The organism is Halorubrum sp. Ea1 (assembly GCF_002252965.1).
Taxonomy (GTDB): Archaea; Halobacteriota; Halobacteria; order Halobacteriales; family Haloferacaceae; genus Halorubrum.
Window position 1 is genome coordinate 1 of sequence record NZ_NHPG01000039.1, and the last position, 13,772, is coordinate 13,772.

At 69.1% G+C, this 13,772-nt stretch carries 13 protein-coding genes; 5 read left to right on the plus strand and 8 right to left on the minus strand.

Translation table 11 applies throughout. From position 1 onward, the window contains the following. The first annotated feature begins 97 nt into the window (after window positions 1-97). From DJ73_RS05395 to DJ73_RS05410, 4 genes are all read left to right on the plus strand, one after another. Window positions 98-526 carry a universal stress protein gene (locus tag DJ73_RS05395; protein WP_094557465.1) on the plus strand — a complete coding sequence of 143 codons (429 nt, stop codon included), beginning with the start codon at window positions 98-100 and terminating at the stop codon, window positions 524-526. Between the two features lie 111 nt (window positions 527-637). Next, window positions 638-1,765, plus strand: a complete 1,128-nt coding sequence (locus DJ73_RS05400; protein WP_094557466.1) for a TAXI family TRAP transporter solute-binding subunit — start codon at window positions 638-640, stop codon at window positions 1,763-1,765. 77 nt (window positions 1,766-1,842) lie between these two features. Next, entirely contained in the window at window positions 1,843-3,834 is a 1,992-nt protein-coding gene (locus tag DJ73_RS05405) for a TRAP transporter fused permease subunit (RefSeq protein WP_094557467.1), read from the plus strand. Further along, window positions 3,831-4,073: a hypothetical protein gene (locus DJ73_RS05410; RefSeq protein WP_094523791.1), complete on the plus strand. Its 243-nt coding sequence runs from the start codon at window positions 3,831-3,833 to the stop codon at window positions 4,071-4,073. The genes DJ73_RS05405 and DJ73_RS05410 overlap by 4 nt, the downstream gene beginning before the upstream one ends. 85 nt (window positions 4,074-4,158) lie before the next feature. Here DJ73_RS05410 and DJ73_RS05415 read toward each other — a convergent pair whose 3' ends face one another. After that, the gene (locus tag DJ73_RS05415; protein ID WP_094557468.1) at window positions 4,159-5,631 is read right to left on the minus strand and encodes an acetyl-CoA hydrolase/transferase C-terminal domain-containing protein; all 1,473 of its coding nucleotides are present in this window, start codon (window positions 5,629-5,631) and stop codon (window positions 4,159-4,161) included. 209 nt (window positions 5,632-5,840) lie between these two features. Next, window positions 5,841-7,049: an L-2-hydroxyglutarate oxidase gene (lhgO, locus tag DJ73_RS05420; protein WP_094523789.1), complete on the minus strand. Its 1,209-nt coding sequence runs from the start codon at window positions 7,047-7,049 to the stop codon at window positions 5,841-5,843. Window positions 7,050-7,199: 150 nt separating this feature from the next. Here lhgO and rdfA point away from each other — a divergent pair, with 150 nt between their 5' ends. After that, on the plus strand, window positions 7,200-7,823 hold the full coding sequence (gene rdfA, locus DJ73_RS05425) for a rod-determining factor RdfA (RefSeq protein WP_094557469.1): 624 nt from the start codon (window positions 7,200-7,202) through the stop codon (window positions 7,821-7,823). Window positions 7,824-7,860: 37 nt separating this feature from the next. On the opposite strand, the gene DJ73_RS05430 is transcribed toward rdfA, so the two are convergent. The 6 genes from DJ73_RS05430 to DJ73_RS05450 form a co-directional block, all read right to left on the minus strand. Beyond that, window positions 7,861-9,168, minus strand: a complete 1,308-nt coding sequence (locus DJ73_RS05430; RefSeq protein ID WP_094557470.1) for an acetamidase/formamidase family protein — start codon at window positions 9,166-9,168, stop codon at window positions 7,861-7,863. 184 nt (window positions 9,169-9,352) lie between these two features. Continuing rightward, a complete protein-coding gene (locus DJ73_RS20175; RefSeq protein WP_176451080.1) occupies window positions 9,353-9,499 on the minus strand; it encodes a hypothetical protein in 147 nt (48 codons plus the stop codon). Between the two features lie 73 nt (window positions 9,500-9,572). Next, complete coding sequence (locus tag DJ73_RS05435) at window positions 9,573-9,992, minus strand: CTP synthetase (RefSeq protein ID WP_241881368.1); 420 nt, start codon at window positions 9,990-9,992, stop codon at window positions 9,573-9,575. Then, window positions 9,992-10,909, minus strand: coding sequence for a glutamine-hydrolyzing GMP synthase (guaA, locus tag DJ73_RS05440; RefSeq protein ID WP_094523786.1), 918 nt, complete (start codon window positions 10,907-10,909; stop codon window positions 9,992-9,994). Before guaA ends, DJ73_RS05435 begins: the two co-directional genes overlap by 1 nt. Beyond that, on the minus strand, window positions 10,910-12,565 hold the full coding sequence (locus DJ73_RS05445; RefSeq protein WP_094523785.1) for a CTP synthase: 1,656 nt from the start codon (window positions 12,563-12,565) through the stop codon (window positions 10,910-10,912). A gap of 168 nt (window positions 12,566-12,733) precedes the next feature. Beyond that, window positions 12,734-13,772: PQQ-binding-like beta-propeller repeat protein (locus tag DJ73_RS05450; protein WP_094557471.1), on the minus strand; the 1,039-nt coding region annotated here is incomplete at its 5' end.

Sequence of the window (13,772 nt, forward strand, 5' to 3'; positions counted from 1 at the left end):
GCGCGGTAGGCGGTCGGCGTGTCGACCGGGGGGCGGCGTCCGCCGACCGCGCCGCCGGCAGCCATCTTTATTACCCGCTGTTCGGTTAGGTGTCGATATGTACCGCGTACTGCTCCCCGTCGGCGGGGACGTCGAGCACGTACTGGCCGCGGCTGACGCCGTCGCGTCGCTGCCGAACGCCGCCGACGAGGTCGAGGCGGTGATACTCAACGTCTACGAGGGGTTCGAAGTCAGCGGCGAGGCCGGCCGCGTCGACTCCGAGGACGTGTGGGACGAGGAGAACTACCCCGAGAGCGTCGACGCCGTCGAGGACCGGCTGGCGGCGGCCGGCGTCGAGACGTCCAAGCGGCGCGAGCACGGCGACCCCGCCGACACGATCGTCGAGGTCGCCGCGGAGCTCGACGTCGACAACGTCACGATGAGCGGGCGGCGACGGAGCCCGACCGGCAAGATGTTGTTCGGGAGCACGACGCAGTCGGTGTTGCTCGCGGCCGACCGTCCGGTGACGGTGATCCTCGAGGACTAAGTCGGCGGCCGCGACGTGTTCGACAGGGTTCACGACGTGGAGTATTCTCTCCGTTTAAACTGAAACAAACAGGTACATTGTTATTGATCGACCGAATGTACACGGTTGAGCATGGCAGATAACTCAGTCAATCGGCGCAAGTTCCTGTACGGCACGGGCGCGGTAGGTATCACCGGACTCGCGGGTTGTGCCGGCGGCGACGGCTCCGACGGCTCCGACGGCTCCGACGGCTCCGACGGTTCTGACGGTTCTGACGGCTCCGACGGCTCCGACGGCTCCGATGGCGACGACAGCGCGGAGCTCTCGCTCCGAGTCGGGACGTCCGCCGGCGGGACGCAGGACGTCGGGCTCGCCGTCGAGCGCGCGGTGAGCCAGGAGAGCGACACGCTCGACTACTCGACCATCGAGAGCCCCGGCTACATCGGGACCATCTATCGGATGGCACAGAACCAGTTCAACGCCGGCATCACCGACAACAACTCGCTCAACAAGGCGCTCGACGACCGCGGCCGGTTCGCCGAGCAGTCGGTGTCCCGAATCCCCCAGTACGGGTTCGCCGCGTTCCCGTACAGCATCTACATCGTCGCCCGCGACGGCACGGGCATCGAGACGTTCGACGACCTCGCCGGCGCGAACGTCTACCCCGCCGAGCCGGGGTACTCGACGCGCGCGACGACCCTCGACGTCTGGTCGCAGGACCCGACCGCGGACGTCTACGACCAGATGAACATCCAGGACATGGGCGTCGGTGACGCGCCCGGCGCGATGGAGGAGGGCACCATCGACGCGTCCATCGCGTACGGCTCGCCGGGCGTTCGGTACACCGGCTTCGTTCAGGAGATGGCCTCCCGGGTCGACCTCCACTACGTCGAACCGACGGACGCGCTCATCGAGTCCGCGGAGTCGTACTCCGGCGCCGGCACGACCCGGACGTCCTACAGCGACTGGGAGATCGCGGGCACGGACATCGGCACCGACGAGGTGTTCACCTGGGACCTCGAGGTCAACTACACGTTTAACCCCGAGGCCAATCCCGACGCCGTCTACGAGCTGTGCCGCGTCGTCGACGAACACAACGACGTCGTCAACGACGGCGAAGCGCAGTTCAACGACTTCGGCGGCACCGCGGACATGCTCGCCTACGCGCAGGAGCGCATCCCGGTCCACGCCGGTGCCGTCCAGTACTACAAGGACAACGACGCCTGGGACGACAGCCTCCAAGAGGGCGACACGGCGTAACCCCTCCCGAGGCGTAGCTCCGACTGGCGAACCGGGATCCAACTAATATTTTACTACAAACAAACGCATACCCAAACATGGCTACACAATCCGAACGGCAGACCGGTCCCGCGGGGTGGCTACGAGGCCTCGACATCGGCGTCACGCTCACGGCCGTCCTGTTCTGGGCGGTCGTCCTCTGGTGGGCGTCCACCCAGCAGTGGTCGCCGGTCAAGTACGCCGTGCTGTTCGTCGGCGGCATCATGACGGTGTACGCGCTCAACGAGACCCGCGAATCGATCGAAGAAGGCAGCCGGATAGACGCCTTGGTGTTGCTACCGGCGGCCGGCGTGCTCATCACGGCGTCGTTCTACTTCTTCCTGAACTTCGAGATGGTGTATCTCCTGCGTCAGGGGTTCGCCAGCGAACACGAGTACATGCTCGCGCGACTCATCATCATCTCGCTGCTGTACCTCACGTGGCGCGAGTTCGGGAACCTCTTCCTCGGGCTCGTTATCAGCGTGATGCTGTACGCGATGTTCGGCGACGCCGTTCCGGGCGTCCTCGGACACGCCGGGATGAACCAGCTGACGCTCCTCCAGGCGACGGTCACGGACCTGTACGGGTTCTACGGCTCGCTGACGCAGCTGACCGCGTCCTGGATCGCGCCGTTCCTCCTGTACGCCGGGCTGTTGTTCGCGTACGGCGCGTTCGACCTGATCCTCCGACTCGCCATCGTCGCGGCCGGCCGCATCCGCTCGGGCGTGGCCCAGACGGCCGTGCTCTCCTCGGCGGTCATCGGCTCTATCAACGGCTCGTACACGGCGAACGCCGCCATGACGGGGTCGTTCACGATCCCGACGATGAAAGAGAGCGGGATGTCCGGCCACCGCGCGGCCGGCATCGAGGCCGTCGCCTCGACTGCAGGACAGGTGCTCCCGCCGGTCATGGGCGCCTCCGCGTTCGTGATGGCGTCGTACCTCGGCGTGGCGTACCTCAACATCGTCGTCGCGGGGCTGGTCCCCGCGGCGATCCTGGTCACGTCGATCGCCATCGCGGTCCACTACACCGCGATCAGCGACTCCAGCGACCAAGACATGGAGTTCTCGGAGTTCTTCGACGAGACGCTATCGCGCAACGAGAAGATCGCCGAGGCGCTGCGGTTCGGCATCCCGTTCGGCGTCCTGATCTACTACCTCGGCTTCGCCCAGTACACGGTGATGACGTCGGCGATGTACACCGTGTTCGCGATGATGCTCACGGGCGTTCTGATGCCGCCGCTCCAGCGGCTCGTCGACAGCTCGGATGTCTCGCCGGTCTCGGAGTTCGTCACGCAGATCAAGAACACGATTCACGGCTTCCGGCGAGGGGCCATCATCCTCGCGCCCATCGCCATCATCCTCGTGGTCATCAGCGGCGTCGTGAACCTGTTCTCGACGACCGGCGTTCCCGCGAAGATCGCGCTGCTGATGATCAACCTCTCCGGCGGGGTCCTGCTGTTCGCGGTGCTGCTCGGGATGGCCGTCGCCATCGTGATGGGCGTCGGGATGCCGACGGTGGCCGCCTACGTCATCGTGGCTATCCTCATCGTCCCGACGTTCGTCTCCGAGTTCGGCGTCGCGGAGATCACCGCTCACTACACGATGTTCTACGCGGCCATCTTAGCGGGCATCACGCCGCCGGTGGCGACGGCGGCCGTCGTCGCGGCGGGCATCGCGGAGGCGAACTTCTGGCGGACCTGCGGGGCGGCGCTGAAGATCGCCGCGCCGCTGTTCGTCCTCCCCGTCGCGTTCGTCTACAACCCCGCCCTGATCTCGATGTCGCCGGGCGTCAACACGCTCTTGACCGGCCTCCTCGTCGTGATGGGCGCCATCTCCATCATCTACGGGCTGAACTACCCGTTCGAGATGTCCGTCGGGCGCGTAGTCCTCACCCGGGGCGCGCTCGCGGTGCTCGGCGTCCTCGTCATGACGTACCCGATGATGCTCGCGAAGGTCGCGGGCATCGCCGTCTTCGTCGCCGTCTTTGTCGCGGAGAAGGTGATGGTCCGCGGTCTCAAGAGCCCGTTCACCAGGGAGGTGAAACAATGAGCCCGAGCAGAGAGGCCCCCGAAGACCAAGTCGACACGTCCGATGTGGGCGGCCTCGCGGAAGTCGTTCCGGATCCGCTGATGCCGGTCTGGCGGCGCATCGAGCTGATTCAGGAGTTCCGGAGAACCCACGGCGACACCTACGTCACGGGCTTAGAGATACTGACGGCGATCGCGCTGGCGGTCGGCTACGGCTGGTGGGTGTTACTTTACTTCACCGGCGGCGGCGTCAGCCTGTAGCCGCCGTCCGACCGGTCGACCGTTCGCCGCTCGCTCGCGGCGCTTCTCGCTGCGGGCTCGCCCGTAGAAACGGGCGAGGCCGCGCTCACTCGAACCACTCCGCGGCGCGCTCGACGTCCTGCGGGATGTGATACTCCCGCTCGCAGACGTCGTCGAGGTACGAGCGCAGCTCGGGCGCGAACTCGGGGTGCGCGCAGCGGTCGACGATCAGCTCCGCGCGCTCGACCGGCGAGAGCCCGCGCACGTCGGCGACGCCCTGCTCGGTGACGAAGACGTCGACGTCGTGTTCCGTGTGGTCGACGTGGAAGGTCTGCGGGACGACCCGCGAGACCGCGCCGTCGTTCAGCGCGGAGGGGAGCGCACACACCGTGATCAGCGAGTTCCGGTTGAAGTCGGCCGAGCCGCCGACGCCGTTTATCATGCGTTCGCCGCGGACGTGCGTGGAGTTAACGTTGCCGTAGAGGTCGAACTCGATGGCGCTGTTCACGCCGATCACGCCGAACTGGTCGATGAGCCCCGGGTGGTTGGAGACGTCGGCCGGCCGGAGCACCACGTCCTCGGCGTAGCGCTCGACGTCCTCGAAGAGCCGCGCCTGCCCCTCGTCGGTGAGCGCGAGCGACGTGGCGCTCGCGGCCGCCAGCCCGCCTTCGTCGAGCATGTCGAAGAGCCCGTCCTGGATGAGCTCGCCGAAGTAGACGACCTCGCGGTCGCCGAAGTCGAGCGCCTGGAGCTCGCCCATCAGGGCGTTGCCGAGCGATCCGACGCCGAACTGGAGGTGGACCGCGTCGTCGAAGACGGGGGAGCGATCCAGCTCCTCGCGGAGGAACGAACCGAGGTTGGCGGCGATCGCGAGGTCGTCGTCCGTCGGGTCCCGGAAGGTGTACGTCGAGTCGGGAATCTCCGTCTCGACGACGCCCGCGAGCTTCTCGGGGTCGAAGCCGACGTGTGCGGTGCCGATTCGCTCGCCGGGGTCGGAGAGGGGGATCGGTCCGCGGTCCGGCGGCGCGTCGGGGCGGTAGACGTCGTGGAGCGCCTGCAGTTCGAGCGGCTGGTGGCGGTTCAGCTCGACGTACAGCTCGTCGGCGGCCTCGACGAAGGCGGGCACCTGCCCGAGCGACGTGGAGGGGACGAACCAGTCCTCGCCGACCGCGACCGCCTCGACGACGGCGACGTCGGGGTCGACGAGCCCGCCGTACTGGACCTCGTCGCCGATCGAGGAGGCGTTACGGTCGCTGAAAGCGATCTCGCGGGCGTCGGTCTTCTCGCGGGCGACCCGCGACGACTGGTAGGAGAACCGGCGCTCGACCTGCCCGGAGCCGACGAGGTCGACGTCGATCTCGTCCCCGACCTTCCCGCTGGCGACCAGCGTGAGCGACAGGTCGCGGGGCGACGACGCCAGCGCGAGCGGGATCGCCTTCGGGTAGCCGACGCTGCCGAAGCCGCTCGTGAGCACCGTCGCGTCGGCGTCGACCGCGGCGGCCGCCGCCTCGGCGTCGACGATCGGCACGTCGCCGTGGAGCCGGCGCTCGATCGGCCCCCGGTCGGGACCGCGGCTCATCGGTCCCCTCGGTCCGGACGCGTGGAGCGCTCGCGAGTGGCGTGGGGCTCGCGAGGAGCGGTGCGACCGTCGACGGCGGCCCGGGCGGGGCCGCCGCGAGTCGGGATGGGCGTGTGTGGTGTCATGGGTCCGACGCGGGGCGTGCGGTGGGGAGCCCGGGCTCCGGCGCCGCCCCGTGAGTGGCGGTCGCAACGTCGGCCGGCCGGGACTTAAACGGTCACCTTCGCCGCGAGCCGCTCCGCGATGTGCTCGCCGAACGGCAGCGAGGAGGTCAGTCCGGGGGAGACGGCGTTGAGGACGTGGACGGCGTCCTCGCGCTCGACGAACAGCGGCTCTTTCACCAGCTCGCCGTCGGCGCTCACGAGCTGCGCGCGGATCCCGGCGTAGCTCTTCCGGAGGTCCTCGGCGCGCACGTCGGGGACGAGCTTCTGGGAGGCCGCCGCGAACTTCTCCTTCCGGTACGACTTGTTCAGCTCCGCCCACGCGACCGAGAGCATCAGCGGCGAGGCGAGCAGCCGCCGGAAGCCGCCGTAGGTGAGCGTCTCCAGCAGTTCGCGGGGGTCGACGTCGGTGTTGTCGTACGCCTCGCGGCCGAACGCGAGGACCGCGTTCGGGCCGACGATCACCTTCCCGTCCGTGCGGCGGGTGTAGTGGACGCCGAGGAAGGGGAGCTCGGGGTTCGGCGTCGGGTAGATCATCGTCTCGCAGAGCTCGGCGCGCTCGGGGCGCACCTCGTAGTACTCGCCGCGGAACGGGACCACCTGGTACTCCTCGCCGACGCCGACCTGGTGGGCCAGCGTGTCGGCGTGGAGCCCCGCGGCGTTGACGAGGGAGGAGACCTCGAAACGGCCGTTGCTCGTGTCGAGCCGGTACCCCTCGGCCGCCTCCTCGATCCGCGAGACCTCGTAGCCCGTATAAATGGTAACCCCGAGGTCACGGGCCTCGCGGGCGAGCGCGTAGACGTACTGCTCGGAGTCGACGGAGGCGGCCTCCGGGGCGTGGAACGCGGCCTGGCCCTCCGCGTGCGGCTCGTGCTCGCGGATCGCCTCGCGGGAGTCGAGCAGCTCGTAGGCGACGCCGTTGGCCTCGGCCCGCTCGGCGAGGTCGTCGAGCCGCGCCTCCTCCTCGTCGTCCGTCGCGACGACGAGGACGCCCAGCTCCTCGCAGGGGACGTCGTGTTCCTCGCAGTACGCCTTCATCCGGGCGGTGCCCTCGGTGGCGAACCGCGCCTTCTTCGAGCCCGGCGGGTAGTTGAACCCGGGATGGAGCACGCCGGAGTTCCGACCGCTCTGGTGGGCGGCGAGGTGGTGTTCCTTCTCTAGGACGGCGACGTCGAGGTCGGTTCGCTCGGCGAGGTGTTTGGCGACCGACAGGCCGACGCAGCCGCCGCCGACGATGGCGACGTCGTGGCGCATCATTGCGTGTCCGACGGATCCGGGAGCGGTGGCATATAGGTGCCGTTCGGCGCGGGCCGGCGGGGGGTCGCGGCGCCGTCTCCGAGCGGTCCCGCCGCCGCCCCTCGGGGCCACGGTAACGCCTATATCGCTGCCCGACTGTGGTACCAACGAATGACCGATACGAGCGGCGGGCGCCGGAACAAGGTGGCGCGCCTCGTCGACGAGTACGACTTAGACGGCGTCGGCGACGAGCTGGAAGCGCGGTGGACGGCGACCGGCGACGACCACACGAGCCTGCGCGACCTCGCGTACGAGTTCAACCGCGCGCTCGTCGAGTCGCGGCTCGACGAGACCGGGGTGCGCCTGTCGGCGCGGGAGCTGGACGCGGTGGTGCGCTCGCTGACGAGCGACGACGTCGCCGCCGCCGACCGGACGCAGCTCCGCCGGCGGCTCGAACGCGAGGGGGTCGACGTCGACGCCCTCGACTGCGACGTGGTCACGTACCAAGCCGTCCGGAGCTACCTCCAAGACCACCGCGGCGCGGAGTACGAGCCCGACGACGGCGACCGCGCGACGACCGCGGCCCGGGCCATCGGGAAGCTCCGCGGTCGGCTGGTCTCGGTCGCGGAGTCGAAGCTCCGGGGACTCCGGAAGACCCCGGCGCTCACGCTCGGGGAGTTCCGGGTGCTGGTGGACGTGAGCGTGCTCTGTACGGACTGCGGCTCGCGGTACGGCGTCGCCGACCTGCTCTCGTCGGGGGGCTGTGACTGCGAGGCGACGGAACCGGAGGAGTAGGCCGACGGGGAAGACGGACGCGTAGCCCGACGCGGCGTTACAGGTCGTACTGGTCGCGGACCGCCCCGTCGAGGCCGCGGTCTTCGAGGACGGCGAGCGGCGCCAGCATATCAAGCTGGACGACGCCCGGGAGCCGCCCGACCTGGACGCCCCCGGTGAACGTGCAGCGCCCGCGGACCTCGCCCTCGCTCATGTCCAAGAGCTTCGTCGCGCGGTCGAAGGCGTTCTGCGTGGCGTCGTTGACGGTGGCGCCGGAGCCGACGACCTGAATCGGCGCCATCTCCGTCTCCGTCTCGACGCCGTGCTCGGCGCCGAGCTCGCGGCCGGCCTCGCGCTCGGCGTCGGTGTACGGCGCGCTGATGAACGGGAGGTCCTCCTCGTTCGGGAGCAGCACGGGGCCGTCGAGTTCGAGCCCCTCGATCACCTCCACGTCCATGGTGACGGTGCCGCTCACGTCGGTGGTGTGGAGGGAGAGCTCGCCGTCCCCCTGGTTCGCGTGGAGGTCGCCGACGTAGATCCCGGCGCCGTCGACGTCGACGGGGCAGATCAGCGTGGCGCCCGGCCGGACCTCCGGGATGTCCATGTGGCCGTCGGTGCGCTTCTCGAGGTCCGCCTCGGTCTCGACGCCGTAGTCGTGGTCGGCGCCGATGAGGCTCTGCCCGAAGTCGCCCGCGTTGTGCGAGTCGGGCATCGTCACCGACGGCGTCGTCCCGATGTTGCCGATAAACGGCCGGAGGCGACCGAGCGTGCCGGGCATGCCGTCCGGCTCGTACAGCAGGATCGGGTGTTGCCGGGAGTTCTCGGGGATGTCCATCACCTCGTCGGCGTCGAGCGCGAGCTCGTGGGCCCCCTCCTCGTCGAGCGTGACGCCGACCGCGTTCTCGTGGTCGAACGCGACGGTGTAGCCGTACTCGAAGCCGAACGACGAGGCGTTGGCGCCGCACTCGGCGCAACGGATCGCGTCTTCGCCGGTCCCCTCGACGTAGGAGTCGGGCCACGTCGTCCCGCACTCCGGACAGCGGTGGTCGACGAACGGGTCGTCGCGGAACGCCTCCTCGCGTTCGGCCATCGACCCCGTGCTCGTCGCCAGGCTCGTCACCTCCACGTCGCGGATGCGGATCGCGACGGCGTCGCCCACCTCGGCGCCCTCGACGCGGATCGGTCGCGTCACCTCGTGACCGCCCCGGAACGAGGGGGTGACCATCGGCCCCCAACAGCCCGGCGGCGTGTACGTCGTCACCGTGCCGCCGTCGGCGACGGTGCCGGCCCACTCTTGATCGGGACCCACCAGCCCGAGCGTGTACTGGTCGACGTACAGCTCCTCTTCGATCTCTTGCTGTGACATAACACACCATAGTACGGTGCACACCGAAATAATGCTACTGCTCGCGGAACCGCGGCGGCGGTCGCGCAGAGAGAGGATGTTTCAAAACAAATAGTAAATGAGATACCAGTCATTTCGAGGTACAAAACGTCGACGAGCCGGGAACTGAACGCAGATCTGGGACTTATCGTCCGCTAAACGCCGTTTAAATGGATTTCAGAGGACTATTCTCGGTGAGTTCGACGGTGACCGGCGTGAGTCGGAGACACGAGCGTACGCGGGCAAAAACCCGCAGAAACGGCGTTCTCGCCGGACCGGCGACGACGACGACTGAAATTTCGATGTCGAACAACAGTCCAATTCGAAGAATACTCGCGTTTCTTATAAATGTCGGCTTCGGGGCCGGGGTCGGCGTGGTGACCCGACTACGCCGCGCGGTCGGCGGCGCCGTCGACCAGCTCCTCGGCGACGGTCGCGGCGTCCATCAGGGCCGGGTCGATCGCGAGGTCGGCGACGCCCGCGACGAACTCCGGCAGGGACCGCTCGGCGTACGTCACGGCGAGGACGCCCGGGTGCAGCTCCTTAGCGATCGGGATCCCGGTCGCCTCCTCGACGTCGGTGAGGACGAAGTAGGCGGCGTCGGCGATGCCGGCGTCGGTGAGCGCGTCGGCGGTGACGAGCCCGTCGATCCGGCGGATTTCGACGCCGAGCGCGGCCAGCTCCTCGCCGAGGCCGTGCTCGTCGGGGCCGGCGACGACGGCGAGCGCGCCGCCGTCAGGGCCCGTCTCGCCGGCGCGGTCGCCCTCGGCCCGACCGCCGTCGGGGCGAGCGGATTCGCCCGCCATCACTCGTACTCGATCGTCGCGGGCGGCTTGTGAGTCACGTCGTAGACGACGCGGGCGACGCTCTCGTTCTCGCCGGTGATCCGGCTCTGGATCCGCTGGAGCGTGCTCCAGTCGAGCTCCTGCGCGCGGGCGGTCATCCCGTCGCGGCTCTCGACCGAGCGCACGGCGACGACCCAGCCGTGGACGCGGTTGTCGCCTTTCACCCCGGTCGCCTTCCCGAGGACCGCGGCGAACGCCTGCCACGGGTCGTACTCCTCCAGCTCCTCCTCGACGACGTGCGTCGCCTCGCGGGCGACCGCGGCCTTCTCCGGGGTCACCTCGCCGACGATGCGGACGGCGAGCCCGGGGCCGGGGAACGGCATGCGCTCGGAGATGATCTCCTCCAAGCCGAGTTCGCGGGCGACCTCGCGGACCTCGTCTTTGTACAGGTCGCGGACCGGTTCGACTATGCCCTCGAAGTCGACGACCTCGGGGAGCCCGCCGACGTTGTGGTGCGACTTGATGTTCCCCTCGGACTCGATGCGGTCGGGGTAGATCGTCCCCTGCACGAGGTAGTCGGCGTCGGCGTCGCGGGCGACGCTCTCGAACTCGTCGATGAACCCCTCGCCGATGACGTGGCGCTTCTCCTCGGGGTCGGTGACGCCCGCCAGCCGCTCGAAGAAGCGGTCCTGCGCCTCGATCACCCGCAGCGACTCCATGAACGAGAACGTGTCGCGGATCTCCGCCGTCTCGCCCTTCCGCATCAGCCCCGTGTCGACGTAGACGGGGGTGAGCTGGTCGCCGACCGCCTCGTACGCGAGCGTCGCCGCGACCGAGGAGTCGACCCCGCCGGAGAGGGCGATCACGGCGTTCGCGTCGCCGATCGCCTCCCGGATCTCGGTTATCGCCTCGTCGATGAATGCCTCCGTCTCGACCATCTATAGCCTCACGTCCGCGTTCCGCTCGGTTGTGTCCGTCGATCCCAGCGCCGCCTCGACGAGGGCGACGAACGGCGGGCTCGCGCGGTCCGGCCGCGACCGGAACTCGGGGTGCGCCTGCGTCCCGAAGAAGAACGGGTGGTCCGGGCGCTCTAAGATCTCCATCCGGTTGTCGGCGCGCCCGGAGAAGGTCAGCCCGTCGGCCTCCAGCTCCTCGATGTACTCGGGGTTCACCTCGTAGCGGTGGCGGTGACGCTCCGTGCAGGAGTCGGCGTCGTACACCCGCGCCGCGAGCGTGCCGGGCTCGATGGCGGTCTCGTGGGCCCCGAGCCGCATCGTCCCGCCCATGTCCTCCGTCTCGTACTGTTCCGGCAGCAGGTCGATGACCGGATAGGGCGTGTCCGGGTCGATCTCGGCGGAGTGCGCGCCCTCCAGCCCGAGCACGTGGCGCGCGTGCTCGACGACCGCCATCTGGAAGCCCAAGCAGAGCCCGAGGAAGGGGACGTCGTTCTCGCGGGCGTACCGCACGGCCTCGATCTTCCCGTCCGTGCCGCGGGAGCCGAACCCGCCGGGGACGACGACCGCGTCGGCGGACGCGAGCCGCTCCTCGTGGCGCTCGGTGGTCTCGTCGGCGTCGACCCAGAGCACGTTCACCTCGGTCCCGGTCTGGATCCCGGCGTGTTTCAGCGCCTCGTGGATCGACATGTACGCGTCTTCGAGGGCGTACTTGCCGACGAGGGCGACGTCGAGCTCCTCGTCGCGGTCGCGGGTGACCAGCTCGCGCCACTCCGTCGAGCGCTCCGCCTTCGGGAGCGCCTCCTCGGCGAGGCCGAGCCGCTCCATCACGTGCTCGTCTAACCCCTCGTCTTCCACCATCAGCGGGACGTGGTAGATGTCCTCGACGTCCGGGTTCGAGAAGACGGCGTCCGTGGGCACGTCGCAGAACAGGGCGATCTTCTCTTTCGTCTCCCGGTCCAGCCGGTCCTCGGAGCGGCCGACCAGGATGTCGGGCTGGAGCCCGATCGAGCGCAGCTCCTTCACCGAGTGCTGGGTCGGCTTCGTCTTCTGTTCGCCGTTCTTCGAGTAGGGGACGAGCGTGACGTGGGTGAAGAGGATGTCCTCGTCGTCCTCCTCGTGGGCGAACTGCCGGAGCGCCTCGAGGAAGGGCATCGACTCGATGTCGCCGACGGTCCCGCCGATCTCGACGAGACAGACGTCGGACCCCTCGGCGGCCTCCCGGATGCGGCGCTTGATGTCGTCGGTGACGTGCGGGATGATCTGGACGGTCTTGCCGAGGTAGTCGCCGGCGCGCTCGCGCTCGATGACGTGCTGGTACGTCTTCCCCGTGGTGACGTTGTGGTCGAACGTCATGTCGGTGCCGAGGAAGCGCTCGTAGTTGCCCAAGTCGAGGTCGACCTCGCCGCCGTCCTTGAGCACGTACACCTCGCCGTGCTCGTAGGGGTTCATCGTCCCGGCGTCGACGTTGAGATAGGGGTCCACCTTCACCGCGGTGACGTCGAAGCCCGCGTTCGCGAGGAGCCGCCCGGTACTGGCGGCGGTGATCCCCTTCCCCAGCCCGGACATGACGCCGCCGGTGACGAACACGAACTTCCGACCCAGCGACGGGTCGTACCCTGTGTCGGGATCCGTTGGCATATCGACCGTCCGTCAGGGGCCGGCAAAACCGTTTCGGACCCTCCGTTTCAAGTGGACGTTCGTGACGTTACGCGGCACACCGCCGGTCGCCGTCGGAAGTCGGCGGCGAGTCCCAGACGGGTCGCCGTCGGAAGTCGACCGTGGAGCCGAGGCGGGGCGCCGACCGCGCTACTCCGGCGCGGCAAGCTTGTAGCACATCCCGGCCTCGTCGGAGTCCTCCGGGGCGCGCTCGGCGTAGTAGACCGCGTCGTCGGTGACGAGCGGTGCGCTGGTGACGTCGCCCTTCCCCTCGACGGCCCACGTCACCGAGCCGTCCGCGCGGTCGAGCGCGTAGAGGTGCGCGTCGTAGGAGCCGGCGAGCACGTGTTCGTTCGTCGCGGTCACGCTGCCCGTCGCCCAGCCGTTCACCGGGGTGGACCACTCCTCCTCGCCGGTCGCGAGGTCGATCGCGTACACGTTGCCGTCGTGGCTCCCCACGTAGACCGTCCCGTCGTGAACCGCGGGCGCGCACATGACCATGTCGTCGGTCTCGAACTCCCAGAGCCCCGTGCCGTCGGCGACGTCGACGGCGGTGACCGTCTCCGCCCACGACGGGACCACCGCGATCCCGCGACTGACCGCGATCGGCGCCTTGACGTCGCCGCCGGTGTCGTAGGTCCAGGCGCGCTCGCGGTCGGAGACCGACCACGCGTAGACGTGACCGTCGTTCGAGCCGAAGAGGAAGCGGTCGCGCTCCAAGTCGACGGCGACCGTCGAGTGCGGGTGGTCTGTCGGCCGGTCGTCGCGCCACTCCACGTCGCCGGTCTCGGCGTCCATGACGACGACCGTCCCGCTCGGCGTCGCGTACTCGACGGCGACGTACAGCCGCCCCTCGTGGTAGGTCGGGCTGGCGGCGGCCGCGTCGCCGACGTCGGTCTGCCACAGGATCTCGCCGTCCGCGACCGACACCGCGGAGACGACGCCGTCGTAGGTCCCCACGTACGCCGTGCCGTCCGCGATCGCGGGAGTGCCGTGGCTCCCGCGGGCGTCGTCGGAGATCGAGGTCGACCAGTTCGGCTCCCCGTCGGTCGCGATCGACTGGACGCGGCCCGTGTCGTCGGCGACGAGGACGTCGCCCGACGGCGCCAGCATCGGGCTTCCCTTCGAGGCGGTGTGGTCGCCGCGGTTCGCCGGCACCGCCCACCGCACCTCCACGGTCTCCGGAACC

Coding starts and splice junctions, on each gene's coding strand:
- DJ73_RS05435 (WP_241881368.1), bottom strand. CDS start 9,992: ATGGCGGGCGAATCCGCTCGCCCCGACGGCGGTCGGGCCGAGGGCGAC.
- DJ73_RS05395 (WP_094557465.1), top strand. CDS start 98: ATGTACCGCGTACTGCTCCCCGTCGGCGGGGACGTCGAGCACGTACTG.
- DJ73_RS05430 (WP_094557470.1), bottom strand. CDS start 9,168: ATGTCACAGCAAGAGATCGAAGAGGAGCTGTACGTCGACCAGTACACG.
- DJ73_RS05400 (WP_094557466.1), top strand. CDS start 638: ATGGCAGATAACTCAGTCAATCGGCGCAAGTTCCTGTACGGCACGGGC.
- DJ73_RS05445 (WP_094523785.1), bottom strand. CDS start 12,565: ATGCCAACGGATCCCGACACAGGGTACGACCCGTCGCTGGGTCGGAAG.
- lhgO (WP_094523789.1), bottom strand. CDS start 7,049: ATGATGCGCCACGACGTCGCCATCGTCGGCGGCGGCTGCGTCGGCCTG.
- guaA (WP_094523786.1), bottom strand. CDS start 10,909: ATGGTCGAGACGGAGGCATTCATCGACGAGGCGATAACCGAGATCCGG.
- DJ73_RS05405 (WP_094557467.1), top strand. CDS start 1,843: ATGGCTACACAATCCGAACGGCAGACCGGTCCCGCGGGGTGGCTACGA.
- DJ73_RS05410 (WP_094523791.1), top strand. CDS start 3,831: ATGAGCCCGAGCAGAGAGGCCCCCGAAGACCAAGTCGACACGTCCGAT.
- rdfA (WP_094557469.1), top strand. CDS start 7,200: ATGACCGATACGAGCGGCGGGCGCCGGAACAAGGTGGCGCGCCTCGTC.
- DJ73_RS05415 (WP_094557468.1), bottom strand. CDS start 5,631: ATGAGCCGCGGTCCCGACCGGGGGCCGATCGAGCGCCGGCTCCACGGC.